This is a genomic window from Kitasatospora sp. NPDC048365, from assembly GCF_043200835.1.
In the GTDB taxonomy this organism is placed as follows: domain Bacteria; phylum Actinomycetota; class Actinomycetes; order Streptomycetales; family Streptomycetaceae; genus Kitasatospora; species Kitasatospora terrestris.
Genome location: NZ_JBICYJ010000026.1, coordinates 30,975 through 53,608, shown reverse-complemented (window position 1 = coordinate 53,608; position 22,634 = coordinate 30,975). Strand labels below are relative to the sequence as shown.

Here is a 22,634-nt window from a genome sequence, read left to right as displayed (position 1 = left end):
GCGAGCTGCTTCGTAGGCTCGGAGCATGTCCGATGCGCACGCGGCCCGCAGGGAACGGCTCAGGGAGTACTGCAGCGCCTCCGGGGTCGACGCGGCGCTGGTCACCCGCGCCGCCAACGTCCGCTACCTGACCGGCTGCCCGCCCTGCGGGGCGAGCCTGCTGGTCACCCGGGAGCGGGTGCTGCTGGCCGTCCCCGACGACCTGCCGCCCGACGACAGCGGCGAGCACCTGATCGCGGACGACGTCACCCGTCTGCCCGTCCCCGGCGAGCTCGACACCGCCGACGCGGTCGCCGAGCAGGCCGCCCGGCTGCGGGTGCGCGACCTGGCGGTCGAGGAGCACGACGTCACGGTGGCCCGGCACCGCTCGATCGCCGCGCTCGCCGAGGGCGTCCGGCTGACCGACCTGGACCGCGCGGTCGAACGGCTGCGGGTGGTCAAGGACGAGCACGAGATCGCCGACCTGCGGATCGCCGCCGAGATCGCCGACCAGGCGCTCGGCGAGCTGCTGGAGTCGATCCTGGTCGGCCGCACCGAGCGGCACCTGGCGATGGAGCTGGAGCGCCGGATGATCGACCACGGCGCTGACCGGGCCGCCTTCCCGGTCTCGGTCGGCACCGGCTCGCACAGCGGCCTGGAGCACCACCAGCCCACCGACCGGCGGGTCGAGGAGGGCGACTTCCTCACCGTGGTGCTCGGTGCCCAGTACCGCGGCTACGGCATCTCCACCGCCCGCACCTTCGTGATCGGCGCCGCCCCGGCGCCCTGGCAGGTCGAGCTGCACCGGCTGGTCTTCCGCGCCCAGCGGGCCGGCCGGGAGGCGCTCAGCCCGGGCGTGGAGCAGCACGTCCCGGACGACGCGGCGCGCTCGATCCTGCAGGCCGCCGGGCACGCCGAGCGCTCCGTCCACCCGCTGGGACACGGCATCGGCCTGGAGATCCGGGAGGCTCCGCGCCTCGGGCCCGCCGACATGGGTAAACTGGACAATCGCGTGCCGGTCACCGTCGGTCCAGGAGTCCATCTCCCGGGCCGGGGCGGCGTCCGGATCGAGGACACGCTCGTGGTGCGCCCCCTCGAAGAGGGCGGGCCCGAGCTGCTCACCATCACCACCAAGGAGCTCCTCGCCCTCTAGCCCACCCGGCGTGGGCGGTGGACGCAGTCCTTGGTTCCTTGACAGCTATACACAGGAGTTAGTGCGCCCGTGGCTTCCACGAACGATCTCAAGAACGGCATGGTCCTCAAGCTGGACGGCGGCAAGCTGTGGTCCGTCGTCGAGTTCCAGCACGTGAAGCCCGGCAAGGGCCCCGCCTTCGTGCGTACCAAGCTGAAGGAGGTCCTGACCGGCAAGGTTGTCGAGAAGACCTTCAACGCGGGCGTCAAGGTCGAGACCGCGAACGTCGACAAGCGGACCATGCAGTACTCGTACCGTGACGGCAACCAGTTCATTTTCATGGACATGGACACCTACGACCAGGTTCCGGTCGAGGAGACCGTTGTCGGCGACAACGCCAAGTACCTGCTCGAGGGCTTCGAGGCCCTGGTCGCGCAGAACGACGGCGTGCCGCTGTACGTCGAGCTCCCGGCCGCGGTCGAGCTGACCATCGCCGAGACCGAGCCGGGCCTGCAGGGCGACCGCTCCACCGGTGGCACCAAGCCGGCCACCCTGGAGACCGGTGCCGAGATCCAGGTCCCGCTCTTCGTCACCACCGGCGAGAAGGTCAAGGTCGACACCCGCGACGGCAGCTACCTCGGCCGGGTCAAGTAATCGTGGCCGCTGCTCGTAGCAAGGCCCGCACCCGGGCCTTCCAGATCCTGTTCGAGGCCGACCACCGCGGTGTGTCGCCCGAGCGGGTGCTCGCCGACTGGGTCGCCCGTTCGCGCGACCCCAAGCCGGACGAGGGTATTCCGCAGGTCGCCGAGTACACCATGCAGCTGATCGAGGGGTACTCGCAGTACGCCCGGACGATCGACGACCTGATCGCCACCTACGCGGTGGGCTGGACGCTCGACCGGATGCCGATCGCGGACCGCAACGTCCTGCGCCTCGGCACCTACGAGCTGATCTGGGAGGACTCCGTCCCGGACGCGGTCGTCCTGGACGAGGCCGTCGAGATCGCCAAGGAGTACTCCACGGACGAGTCGCCGGCCTTCGTGAACGGCCTGCTCGCCCGCTTCCTGGAGCTCAAGCCGACCATCCGTCGCGCCTGAGCAACCGCCTTCGAAGGCCGCCGGACCTGTCGGTCCGGCGGCCTTCGCGCGTACCCTACCCATGAGTAACGTCGATGGAGGGTGCGAGGGCGATGAGTGAGTTCGACCGGGGCATTGCACTGACCGCGCGGGGCGGGGGGCGGTACGAGGGCGAGCTGGGGGAGGGCTGGCGGATCGGCGGGGGCGTCAACGGCGGGCTGCTGCTGGCCTTCGCCGGGCACGCGCTCTCGCTCGCGGCCGGCCCGCACCGCGACCCGGTCTCGGTCAGCGGGTACTACCTCTCCGCCTCGGTGCCGGGCCCCGCCACCGTCGACACCGAGATCGTCCGCCGCGGCGGCTCGCTGACCACCGGCACCGCCGTGCTCCGCCAGGACGGCGAGGAGCGGCTGCGGGTCCTCGCCACCTACGGCGACCTGGACGCCTTCGAGGGCGAGGTGCGCACCACCGCGCAGCCGCCCGTGATGCCGCCGCCGGAGCAGTGCATCGGCGTCGAGCACGCCCCGAAGGAGATGATCGCCGAGGCGGCCCTGCTGGAGCGGTTCGACCTGCGGCTCGACCCGGCGGCCGTCGGCTGGGCGCTCGGGCAGCCGTCCAAGGAGGGCCGGATCCAGGGCTGGTTCCGGCTGGCGGACGGCCGCGACGCCGACCCGCTCTCGCTGCTGCTGGTCGCCGACGCCCTGCCGCCGGTCACCTTCGACCTCGGGCTGCCCGGCTGGGCGCCCACCGTCGAGCTGACCGTGCACGTCCGGTGCCGTCCGGCGGCGGGCTGGCTGCGGGTCGTCCACGCCACCCGCAACCTGGCCGGCGGCTACTTCGAGGAGGACGCCGAGGTCTGGGACGCGGACGGCCGGCTGGTCGCCCAGTCCCGTCAACTGGCCCGCGCGCCCAGGTAGTAGGGCGGCCGGAAAGCGGGTATCCCGCGTGCAGGGGTTCGATGCACGGGGGGACGGACGATGGGGTGGATCCTGCGCGTCCGCGGAGCGGCCGCGGCCGTGCTGCTGGCGCTGACCGCGGTCGGCTGCAGCGGGCAGGGGGCGACACCCGCCCCCACCGTGACCGTGACCGAGGTACTGCCGGTGGAGGTCCGGGTGACCGTCACGGCCGCGCCGGGCCCGTCGGCGACCGCGACCGCGTCCGCATCCGCGGCGGTCGGCTACCTGCCGGACCAGGAGGCCGTCCGGATCAGGGCGGGTGAGCTCGGCGTGCCGATGCCGGGCGGCGGCGCGGCGAGCTACCCGATCGGCGGCGAGGTCTGGTACCTGTGGGCCGCGCCGGACGGGCGGTTCTGCCACGGGACCAGCCCACCCGCTGTGGTGACCTGCGACGCGGCGCTCCCGGCCGCCGGAAGCGCCGGGGTGGCGTCCGTGCAGGGGCCGTTGCGCAACGGGAAGGGCTGGGTGACGCTGCTGGCCGCGGGCGGCGAGCGGGTCGCGACGGCCCGGTGCGGCCCGGTGGTGCTGCCGGTCGTGGAGCTCCCCGGCTTCGCCGGGCCGGGCGCGCGCTGGGCGCTCTACGCCGTCACCACGGACTGGGCCGTCCACGACCTGTGGGCCGAGGTGGTCCGGCCCGACGGCGGCCCGGCGTTCGACGGCCCGAGCGGCGGCGCCTGCCGGCCGTGACGGTGCGTGGTCGCATTCGGTTACAGGTCTGTGACACACGGTACGTGTGCGTCGGGTGGAGCGGGGGAGGACGGAGTCAGCACCACTCGCACCAGCGCCCCGGGAGCCACCGATGTCCAGCAGCCGCCGTCGGCAGATCCGTTGCAGCACCTCCGCCGTCCGCCGGTCGGAGGAGGCGTTCGTCACCGGCATCCTGACCAGCGCGGAGGACTTCGAGCTGGCCCGGCCCTGGCACCTGACCGACGCCGCGGACTTCGACGCCTACCTGCTGGACACGGCCGTGCTGCTGGCCGACGCGCTCCGGGTCTTCGGCACCGTGCAGGCCCGGATGTTCCACCCCGCGGACTTCGCGGACTTCTGCCTGCTGCACGGGCTGGACCCGGCCGAGTCCTCCGCCCGCGACCGGTACCTGGTCAACCCGGCACTGCAGACCCAGCTGCTCCCCTACCGCGGGGAGGAGCTGTCCGGCGACTTCCTGCCCCGGCTGGTCCGGGCCCGCGAGGGCGGTCTGACGCTGCGCCACGCGGATCTGCTGCTGGACGGCGCGCTGTGCGGTCCGGACGGCGCCGACCCCGAGGTGCGGATGCTGCACGACCGGGCGGCCGAGGTGTTCCGCCGGATGCTGGTCGGCGCGGGCTGCGGGGCGTACGAGCTGCGCTGCGTGGTGGAGGGCCCGGGCGGGCGGCTGGAGGCGCAGGCCCGGGTGCTGCACTGGGAGGACGGCGTGGTGCGGATCAACGACGAGGACCTGGACCTGGTCTGCGCGGTGCTCTGCGCCGGCCTGTACCGGGAGCTGCCCGGTGCGGCGCTGCTGCACGGCGTCCAGGGGTCGGCCGCCGCCTGCGGGGAGTACCGCCCGGTGGCCTGGGCGTGGCGCTCGACCGGCCTGGACTGGACGCCGGCCGCGCTGCAGCTGGACGAGATCGACGCCCGCCCCGGCTTCAGCCTGGGCACGGTGTGCTGAGCGCGGGAGCGACGGCGGGGCGCACGGCCACGGCCGGACGCCCCGCTGATTCGTTTCTTCAGAACGGCCGGGTCAGCCGGCGTCCTCCTCGCGCACCGCGCGGCGGGCATCCGGGTTGAGCACGCCCCAGCTGATCAGCTGCTCGGTCAGGATGGACGGCGACTGGTCGTAGATCACGGCCAGCGTGCGCAGGTCGTCCTGGCGGATGGAGAGCACCTTGCCGTTGTAGTCGCCGCGCTGGGACTGGATGGTCGCCGCGTAGCGCTGCAGCGGGCCGGCCTTCTCCGAGGGGACCTGGGTCAGTCTCTCCAGGTCGAGCACCAGGCGCGGCGGCGGCTCGGCCGCACCGCCGGGGGTGCCGCCGGGCAGCAGCTCCTGCACCGGGACGCCGTAGAACTCGGCCAGCTCCGCCAGGCGCTGCACGGTCACCGCACGGTCGCCGCGCTCGTACGAACCGACGACGACGGCCTTCCAGCGACCCTGGGACTTTTCCTCGACGCCGTGCAGGGAGAGCCCCTGCTGAGTGCGGATCGCCCGGAGCTTGGCCCCGAGCTGCTTCGCGTAGTCGCTGGACATTGATCTCCCCGGACGAGATTGCTTCATTGCTTCGCGTTCAGTGGCGAGCCCACGAGAACGTCCTTCGTAACTCACTGTGAGGTTACGTAGAGTGAGGGTGGGTCGTCAAGCCGAATGGGGCAGTCGTGCGAATGGGCCCCCATCAGCGCACTGCTACCATGGGCGAGGCTCCGGCTGCGGCCGGCGACCTTCCCAGACATCCTTTAAGACCCGTCCCGTGAGGCGGGGAAGGAGGTCCGCTTCGGCATGACCACACACGCATCAACGACGCCGCGTCCACCGCACCAGGTGCTGGACGCCACCGACGTCGCCCGGGTCGTCACCCGGATCGCGCACGAGATCGTCGAGCGCGCCAAGGGCGCGGAGGACGTCGTGCTGCTCGGCATCCACACCCGGGGCGTGCACCTCGCCCGCCGGCTGCGGGACAAGCTGAACCAGATCACCGGGCGCGAGATCCCGCTCGGCACCCTCGACATCACCATGTACCGGGACGACCTGCGGCTGAAGCCCGCGCGGGCCCTGGAGCACACCGAGATCCCGGCCGACGGGATCGACGGCAAGCTGGTGATCCTGGTCGACGACGTGCTGTTCTCCGGCCGCACCATCCGCGCCGCGCTCGACGCGCTCAGCGACATCGGCCGCCCGCGCGCCGTGCAGCTGGCCGTCCTGGTCGACCGCGGCCACCGCGAACTCCCGATCCGCGCCGACTACGTGGGCAAGAACCTGCCCACCTCGCTGCGCGAGGCCGTCCAGGTCCAGCTCGCCGAGAACGACGGCCGGGACGCCGTCCTGGTCGGCGACCGCGACTACGCCGCCCGATCCACCCAGGCGCTCGCCGCCGACCAGCACCTCCCGGAGTAATCGCGTGAAGCGCCACCTCGTCTCCACCGCCGACCTCACCCGTGACGACGCGCTGCTGATCCTGGACACCGCCGAGGAGCTGGCCCAGCTCTCCGGACGGGCCGTCAAGAAGCTGCCCACGCTGCGCGGCCGCACCGTCGTCAACCTCTTCTTCGAGGACTCGACCCGCACCAAGACCTCCTTCGAGGTCGCCGAGAAGCGGCTCAGCGCCGACGTCATCAACTTCTCCGCCAAGGGCTCCTCGGTCTCCAAGGGCGAGTCCCTCAAGGACACCGCGCTGACCCTGCAGGCGATGGGCGCCGACGCCGTGGTGATCCGTCACCATGCCTCCGGCGCGCCCGCCCGGCTCGCCCAGTCCGACTGGCTGCACGGCAGCGTGATCAACGCCGGCGACGGCACCCACGAGCACCCCACCCAGGCGCTGCTCGACGCCTTCACCATGCGCCGCCACCTCAACCCCGGTGCGGGCAAGGACCTGGCCGGGCGCCGGGTCACCATCGTCGGCGACATCCTGCACAGCCGGGTGGCCCGCTCCAACGTCCACCTGCTCAACACGCTCGGCGCCGAGGTCACCTTCGTCGCCCCGCCGACCCTGCTGCCGATCGGCATCGAGAACTGGCCCTGCCAGGTCAGCTACGACCTGGACGCGGTGCTGCCGAAGACCGACGCGCTGATGATGCTGCGGGTCCAGCAGGAGCGGATGAACGCGGCGTTCTTCCCGACCGCCCGCGAGTACACCCGCCGCTACGGCATGGACGGGATCCGGATGGCGCAGCTGCCCGAGCACGCCATCGTGATGCACCCCGGCCCGATGGTCCGCGGCATGGAGATCACCGCCGAGGTGGCCGACTCCCCGCGCTGCACCGTGGTCGAGCAGGTCGCCAACGGCGTCTCGATCCGGATGGCCGTCCTCTACCTCCTCCTCGGCGGGGCCACCCTCGCCGACGCACCTCGTACCACCGACTCCGCGGAGGCCGCGCAGTGACCACCTACCTGATCCGCAACGCCCAGATCCTCGGTGGCGCCGCGAAGGACATCCTGATCCGCGACGGCGTCTTCGCCGAGATCGGCGACAACCTGACCGCCGAGGCGGACATCGACATCGACGCGCACGGCCTGATCGCCCTGCCCGGCCTGGTCGACCTGCACACCCACCTGCGCGAGCCCGGCCGCGAGGACGCCGAGACCGTGCTGACCGGCACCCAGGCCGCCGCGATGGGCGGCTACACCGCCGTCCACGCGATGGCCAACACCTTCCCGGTCGCCGACACCGCCGGCGTGGTCGAGCAGGTCTGGCGCCTGGGCCAGGAGTCCGGCTACTGCGACGTCCAGCCGGTCGGCGCGGTCACCGTGGGCCTGGAGGGCAAGAAGCTCGCCGAGCTCGGCGCGATGCACGAGTCCGCCGCGGGCGTGCGGGTCTTCTCCGACGACGGCAAGTGCGTCGACGACGCGGTGATCATGCGCCGCGCCCTGGAGTACGTGAAGGCCTTCGACGGCGTCGTCGCCCAGCACGCCCAGGAGCCGCGCCTGACCGAGGGCGCCCAGATGAACGAGGGCCAGGTCTCCGGCGAGCTGGGCCTGGGCGGCTGGCCGGCCGTCGCCGAGGAGTCGATCATCGCGCGCGACGTGCTGCTCGCCGCGCACGTCGGCTCCCGGGTGCACATCTGCCACCTGTCCACGGCCGGCTCGGTCGAGATCGTCCGCTGGGCCAAGCAGAAGGGCTGGAACGTCACCGCCGAGGTGACCCCGCACCACCTGCTGCTCACCGACGAGCTGGTCCGCACCTACGACCCGGCGTACAAGGTCAACCCGCCGCTGCGCACCGCCGCCGACGTGGAGGCGCTGCGCGCCGCGCTGGCCGACGGCACCATCGACGCGGTCGCCACCGACCACGCGCCGCACCCGGCGGAGGACAAGGACTGCGAGTGGGCGGTCGCCGCGATGGGCATGGTCGGCCTGGAGACCGCGCTGTCGGTCGTCCAGCAGACCATGGTCGACACCGGCCTGCTGAACTGGGAGGGCGTTGCCGACCGGATGTCGCACCGCCCGGCCCGGATCGGCCGCCTCTCGGGTCACGGACGCCCGATCTCGGTGGGTGAGCCGGCCAACCTGGTGCTGTTCGATCCCGCGTACCGTGGTGCCGTGAACCCGGACACCTTCGCGACGCGCAGCCGCAACACCCCGTACAAGGGCATGGACCTCCCGGGACGGGTGCACGCCACCTTCCTGCGCGGCAGCGCCACCGTCCTGGCCGGCGAACTGGTCGAGCTGTGACGGGCCTGCTGGCCCAGGAGCAGGCGCAGGTCACCGACTGGCCGGGCTACATCGGCTGGTCGGTCGGGCTGCTGATCGTGATCGGCCTGGTGTACTGGCTGATGCGCCAGGGATGGAACTGGCGCCGCACCCAGCAGTCCGCGCTGCCGCCGCTGCCGGAGGCGCCCGCCGAGCTCGGCGGGGAGATCCTCACGGCGAACGGGCGCTACCACGGCACCACCACGGCGGGGAACTGGCTGGACCGGGTCGTCGCGCACGGCCTGGGCACCCGCAGCCTGGCCGAACCGACCCTCACCGAGCAGGGCCTGCTGGTCCGCCGCCCGGGTGATGTCGACCTGTGGATCCCGGCCGCGGCGCTGACCGCCGCGCGCCTCGACTCGGGAATCGCCGGAAAGGTCGTACCGTCCGGACTGCTGGTGGTCACCTGGGACCTCCGGGGAACGCGGCTGGACTCCGGGCTGAGGCTCGACCACGCCGAGGAGCACACCGCCTGGGTCGAGGCGGTCGATGCCCTGATCGAACGAACGAAGACGAAGAAGACGGAAGAGGCCGCACCATGACCGCACCTGCCCCCACCACTCAGAGCGCACGGCGGGCGCGTGTGCCCGCCGTGCTCGTCCTGGAGGACGGGCGGACCTTCCGCGGCCAGGCGTACGGCGCGATCGGCGAGACCTTCGGCGAGGCGGTCTTCAACACCGGCATGTCCGGCTACCAGGAGACCCTCACCGACCCCTCGTACCACCGCCAGGTGGTCGTGATGACCGCGCCGCAGATCGGCAACACCGGCTGGAACGACGAGGACGACGAGTCGCAGCAGATCTGGGTGGCCGGCTACGTGGTCCGCGACCCCGCCCGGGTCGCCTCCAACTGGCGCTCGGTCCGCTCGCTGGACGAGGAGCTGGAGCGTCAGGGCGTCGTCGGCATCAGCGGCATCGACACCCGCGCGCTCACCCGCCACCTGCGCGAGCGCGGTGCGATGCGGGTCGGCATCTTCTCCGGCGAGGCGCTGGGCGACCAGGCCGCGCTGCTGGCGAAGGTGCAGTCCGCGCCGGAGATGAAGGGCGCCGACCTGTGCGCCGAGGTGGCCACCACCTCCCCGTACGTGGTGCCCGCGATCGGTGAGAAGAAGTTCACCGTGGCCGCGCTGGACCTCGGCATCAAGGCGATGACCCCGCAGCGGATGGCCGAGCGCGGCATCGAGGTGCACGTCCTCCCGGCCAACTCGACCATCGAGGACGTCTACGCGGTCAACCCCGACGGCGTGTTCTTCTCCAACGGCCCGGGCGACCCGGCCACCGCCGACCACCAGGTCGAGGTGGCGAAGGGCGTCCTGGCGCGGAAGACCCCGTTCTTCGGCATCTGCTTCGGCAACCAGATCCTCGGCCGCGCGCTGGGCTTCGGCACCTACAAGCTCAAGTACGGCCACCGCGGCATCAACCAGCCGGTGCAGGACCGCACCACCGGCAAGGTCGAGGTCACCGCGCACAACCACGGCTTCGCCGTGAACGCACCGCTGGACAAGGTGAGCGACACCCCCTTCGGGCGGGTCGAGGTCTCCCACGTCTGCCTCAACGACGACGTGGTCGAGGGCCTGCAGGCGCTCGACGTCCCCGCCTTCAGCGTGCAGTACCACCCCGAAGCGGCAGCCGGCCCGCACGACGCCGCCTACCTCTTCGACCGCTTCGTGAGCCTTATGGAGGGCCAGCGTGCCTAAGCGCACCGACATCAAGTCCGTCCTGGTCATCGGCTCCGGCCCGATCGTCATCGGCCAGGCGGCGGAGTTCGACTACTCCGGCACCCAGGCCTGCCGCGTCCTCAAGGCCGAGGGCCTGCGGGTGATCCTGGTCAACTCCAACCCGGCCACGATCATGACCGACCCGGAGATCGCCGACGCCACCTACGTCGAGCCGATCACCCCGGAGTTCGTCGAGAAGATCATCGCCAAGGAGCGCCCCGACGCCCTGCTGCCGACCCTCGGCGGCCAGACCGCGCTGAACACCGCGATCTCGCTGCACAAGGCCGGGACGCTGGACAAGTACAACGTCGAGCTGATCGGCGCCGACGTCGAGGCGATCAACAAGGGCGAGGACCGCGAGCTCTTCAAGGGCGTGGTCGAGGCGGTCAACGCCAAGATCGGCTACGGCGAGTCCGCCCGCTCGGTGATCTGCCACTCGATGGAGGACGTCCTCGCCGGCGTCGACACCCTCGGCGGCTACCCGGTCGTCGTCCGCCCGTCCTTCACCATGGGCGGCGCCGGCTCCGGCTTCGCCCACGACGAGGAGGACCTGCGCCGGATCGCCGGCCAGGGCCTGGCCCTCTCGCCGACCACCGAGGTGCTCCTGGAGGAGTCCATCCTCGGCTGGAAGGAGTACGAGCTGGAGCTGATGCGCGACAAGCACGACAACGTCGTGGTCGTCTGCTCCATCGAGAACTTCGACCCGATGGGCGTGCACACCGGTGACTCGATCACCGTCGCCCCGTCGATGACCCTCACCGACCGCGAGTACCAGATCCTGCGCGACATCGGCATCGCGGTCATCCGCGAGGTCGGCGTGGACACCGGCGGCTGCAACATCCAGTTCGCGGTCAACCCCGAGGACGGCCGGGTCATCGTCATCGAGATGAACCCGCGCGTCTCCCGCTCCTCGGCGCTGGCCTCCAAGGCCACCGGCTTCCCGATCGCCAAGATCGCGGCCAAGCTGGCGGTCGGCTACACCCTGGACGAGATCCCGAACGACATCACCGAGCAGACCCCGGCCTCCTTCGAGCCGACGCTCGACTACGTGGTCGTCAAGGTCCCGCGGTTCGCCTTCGAGAAGTTCCCGTCGGCCGACGCCACCCTCACCACGACCATGAAGTCGGTCGGCGAGGCGATGGCGATGGGCCGCAGCTTCACCGAGGCGCTGCAGAAGGCGCTGCGCTCGCTGGAGAAGAAGGGCTCCCAGTTCTCCTGGGTCGGCCCCGTCGGCGACAAGGCCGAGCTGCTGGCCAAGGCGGTCGTCCCGACCGACGGCCGGATCAACACCGTGATGGACGCCATCCGGGCCGGCGCCACCCCCAAGGAGGTGTTCGACGCCACCCGGATCGACCCGTGGTTCGTCGACCAGCTCTTCCTGCTGGACGAGGTCGCCGGCGAGCTCGCCGCGGCCGAGAAGCTCGACCCCGAGCTGCTGCACCACGCCAAGCGGCACGGCTTCTCCGACCTGCAGATCGGCGAGATCCGCGGCCTGAAGCCCGACGTGGTCCGCGAGGTGCGGCACGCGCTGGGCATCCGCCCGGTCTTCAAGACCGTCGACACCTGCGCCGCCGAGTTCGCCGCCAGGACCCCGTACTTCTACTCGTCCTACGACGAGGAGTCCGAGGTCGCGCCGCGCACCAAGCCCGCCGTGATCATCCTGGGCTCCGGCCCGAACCGGATCGGCCAGGGCATCGAGTTCGACTACTCCTGCGTCCACGCGTCCTTCGCGCTGGCCGAGGCCGGGTACGAGACCGTGATGGTCAACTGCAACCCGGAGACCGTCTCCACCGACTACGACACCTCCGACCGGCTCTACTTCGAGCCGCTCACCCTGGAGGACGTGCTGGAGATCGTCCACGCCGAGCAGCTGGCCGGCCCGCTGGCCGGTGTGATCGTGCAGCTCGGCGGCCAGACCCCGCTGGGCCTGGCGCAGGCGCTCAAGGACAACGGCGTGCCGGTGGTCGGCACCTCGCCCGAGGCGATCCACCTCGCCGAGGAGCGCGGCGCCTTCGGCCGGGTGCTGCGCGATGCGGGCCTGCCCGCGCCCAAGCACGGCACCGCCTTCTCCTTCGAGGAGGCCAAGGCGATCGCCGACGAGATCGGCTACCCCGTGCTGGCCCGCCCCTCGTACGTGCTCGGCGGCCGCGGCATGGAGATCGTCTACGACGAGCCCTCGCTCGCCGACTACCTGCAGCGGCACGCCGGCCTGATCTCCGAGCACCCGGTGCTGATCGACCGCTTCCTCGACGACGCGGTGGAGATCGACGTCGACGCGCTCTACGACGGCGAGGAGCTCTACCTCGGCGGCGTGATGGAGCACATCGAGGAGGCCGGCATCCACTCCGGCGACTCGGCGTGCGCGCTGCCCCCGATCACCCTCGGCGGGTACGACATCAAGCGCCTGCGGACCGCCACCGAGGGCATCGCCAAGGGCGTCGGCGTGCGCGGCCTGATCAACATCCAGTTCGCGCTCTCCGGCGACATCCTGTACGTCCTGGAGGCCAACCCGCGCGCCTCCCGGACCGTGCCGTTCACCTCCAAGGCGACCGCCGTGCCGCTGGCCAAGGCCGCCGCCCGGATCTCGCTCGGCACCTCCATCGCCGACCTCCGCAAGGAGGGCCTGCTCCCGGCCGAGGGCGACGGCGGCACCCTGCCCGCCGACGCGCCGATCTCGGTCAAGGAGGCGGTCATGCCGTGGTCGCGCTTCCGCGACGTGCACGGCCGCGGCGTGGACACCGTGCTCGGCCCCGAGATGCGCTCCACCGGCGAGGTCATGGGCATCGACCGGGTCTTCGGCACCGCGTACGCCAAGTCGCAGGCCGGCGCCTACGGCGCGCTGCCCACCAAGGGCAAGGTCTTCGTCTCGGTCGCCAACCGCGACAAGCGCAACCTGGTCTTCCCGGCCCGCGCGCTGGTCGAGCTCGGCTTCGAGGTGCTGGCCACCGCCGGCACCGCCGAGGTCCTGCAGCGGGCCGGCATCCCCGCCACCGTGGTGCGCAAGCACAGCGAGGGCGAGGGCCCGAACGGCGAGAAGACCATCGTGCAGCTGATCCACGACGGCGCGATCGACCTGATCATCAACACCCCGTACGGCACCGGCAGCCGGGCGGACGGCTACGAGATCCGTACCGCCGCCGTCTCGCGCGGCGTGCCGTGCCTGACCACCGTCCAGGCGATGGGCGCCGCGGTCCAGGGCATCGACGCGCTGCTGCGCGGCGAGGTCGGGGTGATGTCGCTCCAGGAGCACGCGGCCCTGATCAACGCAGGCCGCAAGTAAGACCCAAGCAGTGGGGGGCACACCGCACCAGGGGTGCCCCCCACTTCCATGTCCACACTCGGGAAAGGGCGCCGTGTACAAGCTCCTGTTCGACCTGGTCTTCAAGAAGATGGACCCGGAGAAGGCCCACCACCTCGCCTTCTTCTGGATCCGGCTGGCCGCCTCGGTGCCGGGCCTGCGGCAGCTGGTGCGGCTGGTGCTCGCGCCGCGCGACCCCAAGCTGCGCACCGCCGCGCTCGGCCTCGACCTGCCCGGCCCGTTCGGGCTCGGCGCGGGCTTCGACAAGAACGGCATCGGGATCGACGGCCTGGCGATGCTCGGCTTCGACTTCGTCGAGATCGGCACCGTCACCGGTGAGCCGCAGCCCGGCAACCCGGCGCCGCGGCTGTTCCGCCTGGTCGAGGACCGGGCGCTGATCAACCGGATGGGCTTCAACAACCAGGGCTCGGCACGGGTCGCCGCGCGTCTCAAGGCGCGCCAGCACACCACCTCCACCCCGGTGGTCGGCATCAACATCGGCAAGACCAAGGTGGTGCCGGAGACCGAGGCCACCGAGGACTACCTGAAGTCCACCCGGGCGCTCGCCCCGTACGCCGACTACCTGGTGGTCAACGTCTCCTCGCCGAACACCCCCGGGCTGCGCAACCTGCAGGCCGTCCAGGTGCTCGGGCCGCTGCTGTGGGACGTCCGCAAGGCCGCCGACGAGGTCACCCACCACCACGTCCCGCTGCTGGTGAAGATCGCCCCCGACCTGGCGGACGAGGACATCGACGAGATCGCCGACATGGCCCTGCACCTGGGCCTGGACGGCATCATCGCCACCAACACCACGATCGGCCGGGACGGCCTGCTCGCCGACCCCGCGCGGATCGAGGAGATCGGCATGGGCGGCCTGTCCGGCGCCCCGCTGAAGGAGCGCTCGCTGGAGGTGCTCAAGCGCCTGCGCGCCCGCACCGAGGGCCGGCTGACCATCGTCTCGGTCGGCGGCATCGAGACCGCCGAGGACGCCTGGCAGCGGATCCTGCACGGCGCCGACCTGGTGCAGGGCTACAGCGCCTTCGTCTACCAGGGCCCGTTCTGGATGCGCCGGGTGCACAAGGGCCTCTCCGCGCGGCTGCGGGCCAGCGGCCACCCGACCATCGCCGACGCCGTCGGCACCGCCAAGAGCGTCTGACCCCCGCCGACTCCGGAAAGGAACCCCGTGACCACCCTCGCTCCCTTCGGCGCCCGCCTGCGTGCCGCCATGGACACCCGCGGCCCGCTCTGCGTCGGCATCGACCCGCACGCCTCGCTGCTGACCGCCTGGGGCCTGAACGACGACGTCCAGGGCCTGGAGACGTTCTCCCGCACGGTCGTCGAGGCGCTCGCCGACCGGGTCGCGGTGCTCAAGCCGCAGGCCGCCTTCTTCGAGCGCTTCGGCTCGAAGGGCATCGCGGTGCTGGAGAAGTCCGTCGCCGAGGCCCGCGAGGCCGGCGCGCTGGTGCTGATGGACGCCAAGCGCGGCGACATCGGCTCCACCATGGCCGCGTACGCCGAGACCTTCCTGGCGCCCGGCAGCCCGCTGTTCTCCGACGCCCTCACGGTCAGCCCGTACCTGGGCTTCGGCTCCCTGCAGCCCGCCCTGGACCTGGCCCGCGAGCAGGGCTGCGGCATCTTCGCGCTGGCGCTCACCTCCAACCCGGAGGGCCACGAGGTGCAGCGCGCCGTCGGCGCGGACGGGGAGAGCGTGGCGCAGGCCGTGCTGCGCCGGCTCGCGGCCGAGAACGCCGGCGCCGAGCCGCTCGGATCCTTCGGCGCGGTGGTCGGCGCGACCCTCGCCGAGGCCGGGGTGGACCTGGCGATCAACGGCCCGCTGCTGGCCCCCGGCGTGGGCGCCCAGGGCGCCACCGCGAAGGACCTGCCGCGGGTCTTCGGGGCCTCGGTGCGCAACGTCGTGCCCTCCGTCAGCCGTGACGTGCTGAAGCACGGACCGTCCGTGCAGGCACTTCGCGCGGCGGCCCAGGCATTCGTCGACGATGTGAGCACCGTCACAAACGCGTGAGAATGACCGCCGCCAGGCGGTGGATTTGCCCGGAAAGTCCTGGGTCGGCCCCTGCTGACCAGGACTTTTCGTGTTCTTTTCCTGACGTGGCGCCTCAAGTTGGGTAGTGTCCGGCGGTAGGTCGCCGAACGGCAGCGATTTCACGTCGCTGTCGCAGGTCAGAGCTCTGTCGGCGGCCGGGCACCACCAGTCATGGATCATCCCTTCCATCCACACCTGAGGTGAACGGCGTGGCTCTTCCGCCCCTTACTCCTGAACAGCGCGCCGCCGCGCTCGCCAAGGCCGCTGAGGCTCGGCGGAAGCGCGCCGACGTCAAGAACAAGCTCAAGCACTCGGGCGCTTCGCTGCACGACGTGATCAAGGCCGGCAAGGCCGACGACGAGGTCATCGGCAAGATGAAGGTCTCCGCCCTGCTGGAGTCCCTCCCGGGCGTCGGCAAGGTCCGCGCCAAGCAGATCATGGAGCGCCTGGGCATCTCCGAGAGCCGCCGCGTCCGCGGCCTCGGGACGAACCAGATCGCCGCTCTGGAGCGGGAGTTCGGCGCCGCCGCCTCCTGACCCCGGGCCGGTGTCTCCGGAACGTCCGCGATCCGGGATAATCGGTGCATGAGTGAGCGTCCGCGGCTGACCGTGCTCTCCGGCCCCTCGGGGGTCGGCAAGAGCACGGTCGTCGCTCATATGAGGAAGCAGTTCCCCGAGGTCTGGCTGTCGGTGTCGGCGACGACCCGCCACCCGCGGCCCGGCGAGAGGGACGGGGTCCAGTACCACTTCGTCGACAACGACCAGTTCGACAAGCTGGTCGCCAACGGCGAACTGCTGGAGTGGGCCGTCTTCGCCGGGAACCGGTACGGCACCCCGCGGCAGGCGGTGCTCGACAAGCTGGAGCGCGGCGAACCGGTGCTGCTGGAGATCGACCTCCAGGGCGCGCGCCAGGTGCGCGAGTCGATGCCCGACGCGCAGCTGGTCTTCCTGGCCCCGCCGAGCTGGGACGAGCTGGTCCGCCGGCTCACCGGCCGGGGCACCGAGCCGCAGCACGTGATCGACGAGCGGCTGGCGCAGGCGAAGGTGGAACTGGCGGCCGAGTCGGAGTTCGACACGACCCTTGTCAACACCTCGGTCGAGCAGGTAGCAGCCGAACTGCTAGCCTTGCTCGGTGTAGCCTGACCGGATCGGCTGTGCAAGCCGGTCCGACCGTCAGATTTTTCTCTCTTCGGAAGGTTTTCGCGTGTCCTCTTCGATGACCACGCCTGAGGGCATCATCAACCCGCCGATCGACGAGCTCCTCGAGGCCACCGACTCCAAGTACAGCCTCGTGATCTACGCGGCCAAGCGTGCCCGCCAGATCAACGCGTACTACTCGCAGCTCGGTGAGGGCCTGCTGGAGTACGTCGGCCCGCTGGTCGACACCCACGTGCACGAGAAGCCGCTGTCGATCGCGCTGCGCGAGATCAACGCCGGCCTGCTCACGGCGGAGGCCATCGAGGCCGCCTGAGCCTCGCAGTCGTCAAGGAGGGCCCGTCGGAGCTGCTGCTCCGGCGGGCCCTCCGCTGTGCTCCGGGCCACGTCGCCCGGGGTGTCTGAAGGGTCGTAAGGTGGGCGTCGGAACCGTCCCGGCCGTCTCGGAGGAGAACCGACCACCATGAGCGCCCCCCGCGTCGTCCTCGGTGTCAGCGGCGGCATCGCCGCGTACAAGGCCTGCGAGCTGCTGCGCCGGCTCACCGAGTCCGGGCACCAGGTCACCGTGGTGCCGACTGCCGCCGCGCTGCACTTCGTCGGCGAGGCCACCTGGGCCGCGCTCTCCGGGCGGCCCGCGGCGACCGAGACCTGGGAGAGCGTCCACGAGGTCCCGCACGTGCGGATCGGGCAGAACGCCGACCTGGTGGTGGTGGCTCCGGCGACCGCCGACCTGATGGCGAAGGCCGCCCACGGGATGGCCGACGACCTGCTCACCAACACCCTGCTGACCGCGCGCTGCCCGGTGCTGTTCGTGCCCGCGATGCACACCGAGATGTGGGAGCACCCCGCCACCCAGGAGAACGTCGCCACCCTGCGGCGGCGCGGCGCGATCGTGCTCGACCCGGCGGTGGGCCGGCTGACCGGCAAGGACACCGGCAAGGGGCGGCTGCCCGAGCCGTCCGAGATCTTCGAGGCCTGTCGCCGGGTGCTGGCCCGCGGTGGCCTGGAGCAGGACCTGGCCGGGCGCCACGTGGTGGTGTCGGCGGGCGGCACCCGCGAGCCGCTGGACCCGGTGCGCTTCCTGGGCAACCGCTCCTCCGGCAAGCAGGGCTACGCGCTGGCCGCGACCGCGGTGGCGCGCGGCGCCCGGGTGACCCTGCTCTCCGCCAACGTGGAGCTGCCCGCCCCGGCCGGCGCCGACGTGGTGCGGGTGTCGACCGCGCTGCAGCTGCGCGAGGCCGCGCTGAAGGCCGCCGTCGACGCCGACGTGGTGGTGATGGCGGCCGCGGTCGCCGACTTCCGGCCCGCCGAGTACGCCGGCGGGAAGATCAAGAAGGTGGACGGGGTGGATCCGGCGCCGGTCGCCCTGGTGCGCAACCCCGACATCCTGGCGGAGCTCTCCGCGCAGCGGCAGCGCGAGGGCCAGCTGGTCGTCGGCTTCGCCGCCGAGACCGACGACGTGCTGGCGAACGGGCGCGCGAAGCTCGCCCGCAAGGGGTGCGACCTGCTGGTGGTCAACGAGGTCGGCGAGTCGCGCGGCTTCGGCCTGGACACCAACGCGGCGGTCGTGCTGTCCACGGACGGGACGGAAGTCCACATCGCGGACGGCCCCAAGGAGGATCTGGCGGACGCCGTCTGGGACCAGGTGGCCGCCCGCTTGCCCTGAATTGCAGGGAAACGCGGGGTCGCACCGGGTGCCGAGGTGACGGTGTGACGCCGCGCTCATGGGTCGGGAGTGCCCGCGGCCGGTAGCTGACCGTTACACTCCAGGAATCAAGTCTTTCCGGATGCCGCGGTCCTCGTGCGCATTCAGTCAGCAGCCGCTGCAACCCCAGGGAGCGCTGTGTCTCGCCGCCTGTTCACCTCGGAGTCCGTCACCGAGGGGCACCCCGACAAGATCGCTGACCAGATCAGCGACACCATCCTGGACGCCCTCCTCAAGGAGGACCCGACCTCGCGCGTCGCCGTGGAGACGCTGATCACCACCGGCCTGGTCCACATCGCCGGTGAGGTCACCACCAAGGCCTACGCCCCGATCGCGCAGCTCGTCCGGGACAAGATCCTCGAGATCGGCTACGACTCGTCGAAGAAGGGCTTCGACGGCGCCTCCTGCGGCGTCTCGGTGTCCATCGGCTCGCAGTCGCCCGACATCGCGCAGGGTGTCGACACGGCGCACGAGCACCGGGTCGAGGGTGACGTCGAGGACGAGCTGGACCGTCAGGGCGCCGGCGACCAGGGTCTGATGTTCGGCTACGCCTGCGACGACACGCCCGAGCTGATGCCGCTGCCGATCACCCTCGCGCACCGCCTCTCGCGCCGCCTGACCGAGGTCCGCAAGAACGGGACCATCCCGTACCTGCGCCCCGACGGCAAGACCCAGGTCACCATCGAGTACGACGGCGACAAGGCCGTCCGCCTCGACACCGTGGTCGTCTCCTCGCAGCACGCCTCGGACATCGACCTCGACTCGCTGCTGACCCCCGACATCCGCGAGTTCGTCGTGGAGCCGGAGCTCAAGCGCCTGGAGGCCGACGGCATCAAGCTGGTCACCGAGGGCTACCGCCTGCTGGTCAACCCGACCGGCCGCTTCGAGATCGGCGGCCCGATGGGCGACGCCGGCCTCACCGGCCGCAAGATCATCATCGACACCTACGGCGGCATGGCCCGCCACGGTGGCGGCGCCTTCTCCGGCAAGGACCCGTCCAAGGTCGACCGCTCCGCCGCGTACGCGATGCGCTGGGTCGCCAAGAACATCGTCGCCGCGGGCCTCGCCAAGCGCGCCGAGGTGCAGGTCGCGTACGCGATCGGCAAGGCCGAGCCGGTGGGTCTGTTCGTCGAGACCTTCGGGACCGAGACCGCGCCGGTGCTGTCCATCCAGGCCGCCGTGACCAAGGTCTTCGACCTGCGTCCGGCCGCGATCATCCGCGACCTGGACCTGCTGCGGCCGATCTACTCGCAGACCGCCGCGTACGGCCACTTCGGCCGTGAGCTGCCGGACTTCACCTGGGAGCGGACCGACCGCGTCGAGGAGCTGAAGGCGGCCGTCGCCGCGCAGTAAGGGTTCGTTTCCAGGGGCGCGAGGAACGCAGTTCCTCGCGCCCCTGTGGTGTCCGTGGCCTGCGTTAAGGTGACCGGATGAGCAGCGCGGACGGGGCCGGGGAGCAGCTGGCGTTCATCCGGGAGACGGTGCGCAAGGCGAAGCCCCGCGCCGCCCGGGGGGTGCAGCTGGCGGAGCAGGCGCCGGTGGCGCGGGTCCTGGTGGACAAGGGCGTGCTCAGCCTCGACCAGTTCTTCGACTACGCGGTGCCCGCGGCGATGGCGGACGACGCCCGCCCCGGTGCCCGGGTGCGGGTGCGCTTCGGCGGCCGGGTCGGCGCGCACGGCCGGCGCGAGGGCGGGGCGCTGCACGACGGCTTCATCGTCGAGCGCCGGGACACCTCCGACTACAACGGGCCGCTGGCCCCGCTCGCCCGGGTGCTCTCGCCGGAGCAGGTGCTGACCCCGGCGCTGCTGCGGCTGTGCCGGGCGGTTGCCGACCGCTACGCCGGGTCGCTGGCGGACGTCCTGCAGCTCGCCGTCCCGCCGCGCCACGCCGGCGCCGAGGCGGAGCCGTCGCCGCGTCCGCTGCCGCCGCCCGCCGCGCCGGAGCCCGGCGGCTGGGCGCGCTACGGGCACGGCCCGGCATACCTCGCCTCGCTGGCCGCCGGGCACGCCCCGCGCGCGGTCTGGACGGCGCTGCCCGGCCCCGGCTGGCCGGAGGAGATCGCGCGGGCGGTGGCGGCGACCCTGGCGTCCGGGCGCGGCGCGCTGGTGGTGCTGCCGGACGGGCGGTCGGTGGCGCGGGTGGACGCGGCGCTGAACGCGCTGCTCGGCGAGGGCCGGCACGTGGTGCTGGCGGCCGACGCCGGCCCGCAGGAGCGGTACCGGCGGTGGCTGGCGGTCAGCCGGGGCTCGGTGCACGCGGCGATCGGCACCCGGGCGGCGATGTTCGCGCCGGTCCGCAGCCTCGGCCTGGTCGTGGTGTGGTCGGACGGCGACTCCAGCCACAGCGACCCCAACGCCCCCCACCCGCACGTCCGCGAGGTCGCGCTGCTGCGCGCCGCCGAGGAGGGCGCGGGCGCGCTGATCGGCGGGCTGTCGACCACGGTGGAGGCGGCCCAGCTGGTCCGTACGGGCTGGGCCCGGCCGCTGGCCGCCGAGCGGGCGACCGTCCGCGAACTGGCGCCCCGGGTCCGCACGGTGACCGACCTCGACCAGGGCCGGGACGCCGCCGCGCAGGCCGCCCGACTGCCGTCCGTGGCGTGGGAGACCGCCCGCGACGCGCTGACCCGCGGGCCGGTGCTGATCCAGGTGCCCCGGCGCGGGTACGTGCCGAGCCTGGCGTGCGGCCGCTGCCGCACGCCCGTCCGGTGCCGGCGCTGCGGCGGGCCGCTGCAGGCGGGCGGCGCGGACGAGCCGCTGGCGTGCGCGTGGTGCGGCGAGGCGGAGGGCGACTGGCACTGCGTGGAGTGCGGGTCGTTCCGGCTGCGGGCGCAGGTGGTCGGCGCCCGGCGGACCGCGGAGGAGCTCGGGCGGGCCTTCCCCCGGGTGCCGGTCCGCACCTCCGGACGGGAGTCGGTGCTCTCCTCGGTGCCCGACACGCCGGCGCTGGTGATCTCCACCCCGGGCGCCGAGCCGGTCGCCGAGGGCGCCGGGTACGCGGCGGCGCTGCTGCTGGACGGCTGGGCGCTGCTCAACCGGCCCGACCTGCGGGCCGGCGAGGAGGCGCTGCGGCGCTGGCTGACCGCCGCGGCGCTGGTCCGGCCGGCGGGGGAGGGCGGCACGGTGGTGGTGGTCGCGGAGCCGACGGCGCGCGCGGTGCAGGCGCTGGTCCGCTGGGACCCGGCCGGGCACGCCGGGCTGGAGCTCGACGAGCGGGAGCAGCTGCACTTCCCGCCGGTCTCCCGGATGGCCTCGGTGACCGGCGCCCCGCAGGCGGTCGCCGACCTGCTGGGCCTGGTCCGGCTGCCGGACGGCGCGGACGTCCTCGGCCCGGTCCCGGCCGCCGGCCCCGCCCGCGGCGAGGAGCTGGAGCGCGCCCTGCTGCGGGTCGCCCCCGGCCAGGGCGCCGCGCTGGCCTCGGCCCTGAAGGCCGCCCAGATCGCCCGCCTCGCCCTGCGCACCGCCGACCCGGTCCGCATCCGGATCGACCCGCTCGACATCGGCTGACGCCCGGGGCCCGGTGCCCCGGCAGCGGTCGCGCGGCGTGGTCCGGAGGACAGGCCCGGCGGTCCGTCAGGAGGTGTCCGCGGCGAGCGGCGCGAGGGTTTCGTAGTCCCAGGTGAGCTCGCCCGAGCGCAGGTCGGCGAGGACGCCGTCGAGCCACGCGAGTTCGGCCACCAGCACCGCCCGGCGGTACTCGTCCTCCAGCACGGTGACCCGCGGGAGCGGGAACTGCTCGCCGGCGGCGGTGAGCCGGTCGAGCGCTTCGCGGACCGTCGCGGCGCGCCGGGCCAGGACCTGCTCCGCCTCCTGCGGCAGCAGCATCATCGTGAAGGAGAGCGCCGCCGGGAACTCCGGGTACTCGGCCCTGGGTGCGGCGAGCATGTCCTGCAGCCACTCCCGGTTGGCGGCCCGGCCCGCGTCCGTCAGCTCGTAGACCGTCCGCTCCGGGTACTGCTGGTCCCGCCCCGTCTCGCGGACCGCGATCAGCCCGGCTTCGAGCAGCCGGTCGATCGTCCGGTACAGGCTCGCCCGCTGGCTGACGTTGACGACCTGGTCCTTGCCCCACTGCTTGATCAGCCGCTGGATCCCGTACGGGTGCAGCGGCCGCATGTGGAGCAGCGACAGGACGGTGAGCGCAAGGGGGGAACTCCGCATGTCCGGATTCTAGTGCGGGGTGATCAAGGGTGAACTAGTTGA

Annotated in this window: 22 protein-coding genes; 20 read left to right on the top strand and 2 right to left on the bottom strand. The window is 72.4% G+C overall.

What is annotated here, in order from left to right; genetic code table 11:
* The first annotated feature begins 25 nt into the window (after nt 1-25).
* The 6 genes from ACGFX4_RS25130 (at nt 26) to ACGFX4_RS25105 (ending at nt 4,791) form a co-directional block, all read left to right on the top strand.
* Nucleotides 26-1,132 (top strand): aminopeptidase P family protein, encoded by a 1,107-nt coding sequence (locus ACGFX4_RS25130; protein WP_393078469.1) that lies wholly within the window; start codon nt 26-28, stop codon nt 1,130-1,132.
* 69 nt (nt 1,133-1,201) lie between these two features.
* Nucleotides 1,202-1,765: an elongation factor P gene (efp, locus tag ACGFX4_RS25125; RefSeq protein WP_393078467.1), complete on the top strand. Its 564-nt coding sequence runs from the start codon at nt 1,202-1,204 to the stop codon at nt 1,763-1,765.
* A 2-nt stretch (nt 1,766-1,767) separates the two neighbouring features.
* Nucleotides 1,768-2,208: a transcription antitermination factor NusB gene (gene nusB / locus ACGFX4_RS25120; RefSeq protein WP_345700303.1), complete on the top strand. Its 441-nt coding sequence runs from the start codon at nt 1,768-1,770 to the stop codon at nt 2,206-2,208.
* A gap of 92 nt (nt 2,209-2,300) precedes the next feature.
* A complete protein-coding gene (locus ACGFX4_RS25115) occupies nt 2,301-3,101 on the top strand; it encodes an acyl-CoA thioesterase (protein WP_393078465.1) in 801 nt (266 codons plus the stop codon).
* A 60-nt stretch (nt 3,102-3,161) separates the two neighbouring features.
* Entirely contained in the window at nt 3,162-3,827 is a 666-nt protein-coding gene (locus ACGFX4_RS25110) for a hypothetical protein (protein ID WP_393078463.1), read from the top strand.
* 112 nt (nt 3,828-3,939) lie between these two features.
* Nucleotides 3,940-4,791 carry a hypothetical protein gene (locus tag ACGFX4_RS25105; protein ID WP_393078461.1) on the top strand — a complete coding sequence of 284 codons (852 nt, stop codon included), beginning with the start codon at nt 3,940-3,942 and terminating at the stop codon, nt 4,789-4,791.
* Nucleotides 4,792-4,863: 72 nt separating this feature from the next.
* Here the strand turns inward: ACGFX4_RS25105 and ACGFX4_RS25100 are convergent, their stop codons facing one another.
* Nucleotides 4,864-5,367 (bottom strand): transcriptional regulator, encoded by a 504-nt coding sequence (locus ACGFX4_RS25100; RefSeq protein ID WP_014134541.1) that lies wholly within the window; start codon nt 5,365-5,367, stop codon nt 4,864-4,866.
* 246 nt (nt 5,368-5,613) lie between these two features.
* Between ACGFX4_RS25100 and pyrR the strand changes: the two genes are divergently transcribed.
* The 14 genes from pyrR (at nt 5,614) to ACGFX4_RS25030 (ending at nt 21,941) form a co-directional block, all read left to right on the top strand.
* Complete coding sequence (pyrR, locus tag ACGFX4_RS25095; RefSeq protein WP_393078458.1) at nt 5,614-6,228, top strand: bifunctional pyr operon transcriptional regulator/uracil phosphoribosyltransferase PyrR; 615 nt, start codon at nt 5,614-5,616, stop codon at nt 6,226-6,228.
* Nucleotides 6,229-6,232: 4 nt separating this feature from the next.
* Nucleotides 6,233-7,213, top strand: a complete 981-nt coding sequence (locus ACGFX4_RS25090; RefSeq protein WP_393078455.1) for an aspartate carbamoyltransferase catalytic subunit — start codon at nt 6,233-6,235, stop codon at nt 7,211-7,213.
* On the top strand, nt 7,210-8,502 hold the full coding sequence (locus tag ACGFX4_RS25085; RefSeq protein WP_393078453.1) for a dihydroorotase: 1,293 nt from the start codon (nt 7,210-7,212) through the stop codon (nt 8,500-8,502). The genes ACGFX4_RS25090 and ACGFX4_RS25085 overlap by 4 nt, the downstream gene beginning before the upstream one ends.
* Complete coding sequence (locus ACGFX4_RS25080) at nt 8,499-9,062, top strand: hypothetical protein (RefSeq protein ID WP_393078451.1); 564 nt, start codon at nt 8,499-8,501, stop codon at nt 9,060-9,062. The genes ACGFX4_RS25085 and ACGFX4_RS25080 overlap by 4 nt, the downstream gene beginning before the upstream one ends.
* Nucleotides 9,059-10,216, top strand: a complete 1,158-nt coding sequence (gene carA / locus ACGFX4_RS25075) for a glutamine-hydrolyzing carbamoyl-phosphate synthase small subunit (protein ID WP_393078449.1) — start codon at nt 9,059-9,061, stop codon at nt 10,214-10,216. Before ACGFX4_RS25080 ends, carA begins: the two co-directional genes overlap by 4 nt.
* On the top strand, nt 10,209-13,517 hold the full coding sequence (gene carB, locus ACGFX4_RS25070) for a carbamoyl-phosphate synthase large subunit (protein ID WP_393078446.1): 3,309 nt from the start codon (nt 10,209-10,211) through the stop codon (nt 13,515-13,517). The genes carA and carB overlap by 8 nt, the downstream gene beginning before the upstream one ends.
* 73 nt (nt 13,518-13,590) lie before the next feature.
* On the top strand, nt 13,591-14,691 hold the full coding sequence (locus ACGFX4_RS25065) for a quinone-dependent dihydroorotate dehydrogenase (protein WP_393078443.1): 1,101 nt from the start codon (nt 13,591-13,593) through the stop codon (nt 14,689-14,691).
* Nucleotides 14,692-14,718: 27 nt separating this feature from the next.
* Complete coding sequence (pyrF, locus tag ACGFX4_RS25060) at nt 14,719-15,558, top strand: orotidine-5'-phosphate decarboxylase (RefSeq protein ID WP_393078440.1); 840 nt, start codon at nt 14,719-14,721, stop codon at nt 15,556-15,558.
* A gap of 230 nt (nt 15,559-15,788) precedes the next feature.
* The gene (gene mihF / locus ACGFX4_RS25055) at nt 15,789-16,115 is read left to right on the top strand and encodes an integration host factor, actinobacterial type (protein WP_345700314.1); all 327 of its coding nucleotides are present in this window, start codon (nt 15,789-15,791) and stop codon (nt 16,113-16,115) included.
* Between the two features lie 48 nt (nt 16,116-16,163).
* Nucleotides 16,164-16,721 (top strand): guanylate kinase, encoded by a 558-nt coding sequence (gene gmk / locus ACGFX4_RS25050; protein WP_393078437.1) that lies wholly within the window; start codon nt 16,164-16,166, stop codon nt 16,719-16,721.
* A gap of 61 nt (nt 16,722-16,782) precedes the next feature.
* Nucleotides 16,783-17,049, top strand: coding sequence for a DNA-directed RNA polymerase subunit omega (gene rpoZ / locus ACGFX4_RS25045; RefSeq protein ID WP_345700316.1), 267 nt, complete (start codon nt 16,783-16,785; stop codon nt 17,047-17,049).
* A gap of 147 nt (nt 17,050-17,196) precedes the next feature.
* Nucleotides 17,197-18,399, top strand: a complete 1,203-nt coding sequence (coaBC, locus tag ACGFX4_RS25040; RefSeq protein WP_393078434.1) for a bifunctional phosphopantothenoylcysteine decarboxylase/phosphopantothenate--cysteine ligase CoaBC — start codon at nt 17,197-17,199, stop codon at nt 18,397-18,399.
* A gap of 177 nt (nt 18,400-18,576) precedes the next feature.
* Nucleotides 18,577-19,791 (top strand): methionine adenosyltransferase, encoded by a 1,215-nt coding sequence (gene metK / locus ACGFX4_RS25035; protein ID WP_393078432.1) that lies wholly within the window; start codon nt 18,577-18,579, stop codon nt 19,789-19,791.
* A 77-nt stretch (nt 19,792-19,868) separates the two neighbouring features.
* Nucleotides 19,869-21,941: a primosomal protein N' gene (locus ACGFX4_RS25030; RefSeq protein WP_393078429.1), complete on the top strand. Its 2,073-nt coding sequence runs from the start codon at nt 19,869-19,871 to the stop codon at nt 21,939-21,941.
* Nucleotides 21,942-22,007: 66 nt separating this feature from the next.
* Here the strand turns inward: ACGFX4_RS25030 and ACGFX4_RS25025 are convergent, their stop codons facing one another.
* Entirely contained in the window at nt 22,008-22,592 is a 585-nt protein-coding gene (locus tag ACGFX4_RS25025; RefSeq protein WP_393078427.1) for a PadR family transcriptional regulator, read from the bottom strand.
* Between the last annotated feature and the right edge of the window lie 42 nt (nt 22,593-22,634).

Excerpts from the sequence above, each read along its gene's own strand:
- ACGFX4_RS25025 (WP_393078427.1), bottom strand. The coding sequence starts at position 22,592 with ATGCGGAGTTCCCCCCTTGCGCTCACCGTCCTGTCGCTGCTCCACATG.
- pyrR (WP_393078458.1), top strand. The coding sequence starts at position 5,614 with ATGACCACACACGCATCAACGACGCCGCGTCCACCGCACCAGGTGCTG.
- ACGFX4_RS25105 (WP_393078461.1), top strand. The coding sequence starts at position 3,940 with ATGTCCAGCAGCCGCCGTCGGCAGATCCGTTGCAGCACCTCCGCCGTC.
- gmk (WP_393078437.1), top strand. The coding sequence starts at position 16,164 with ATGAGTGAGCGTCCGCGGCTGACCGTGCTCTCCGGCCCCTCGGGGGTC.
- carA (WP_393078449.1), top strand. The coding sequence starts at position 9,059 with ATGACCGCACCTGCCCCCACCACTCAGAGCGCACGGCGGGCGCGTGTG.
- ACGFX4_RS25030 (WP_393078429.1), top strand. The coding sequence starts at position 19,869 with ATGAGCAGCGCGGACGGGGCCGGGGAGCAGCTGGCGTTCATCCGGGAG.
- ACGFX4_RS25115 (WP_393078465.1), top strand. The coding sequence starts at position 2,301 with ATGAGTGAGTTCGACCGGGGCATTGCACTGACCGCGCGGGGCGGGGGG.
- ACGFX4_RS25110 (WP_393078463.1), top strand. The coding sequence starts at position 3,162 with ATGGGGTGGATCCTGCGCGTCCGCGGAGCGGCCGCGGCCGTGCTGCTG.
- ACGFX4_RS25130 (WP_393078469.1), top strand. The coding sequence starts at position 26 with ATGTCCGATGCGCACGCGGCCCGCAGGGAACGGCTCAGGGAGTACTGC.
- coaBC (WP_393078434.1), top strand. The coding sequence starts at position 17,197 with ATGAGCGCCCCCCGCGTCGTCCTCGGTGTCAGCGGCGGCATCGCCGCG.
- ACGFX4_RS25100 (WP_014134541.1), bottom strand. The coding sequence starts at position 5,367 with ATGTCCAGCGACTACGCGAAGCAGCTCGGGGCCAAGCTCCGGGCGATC.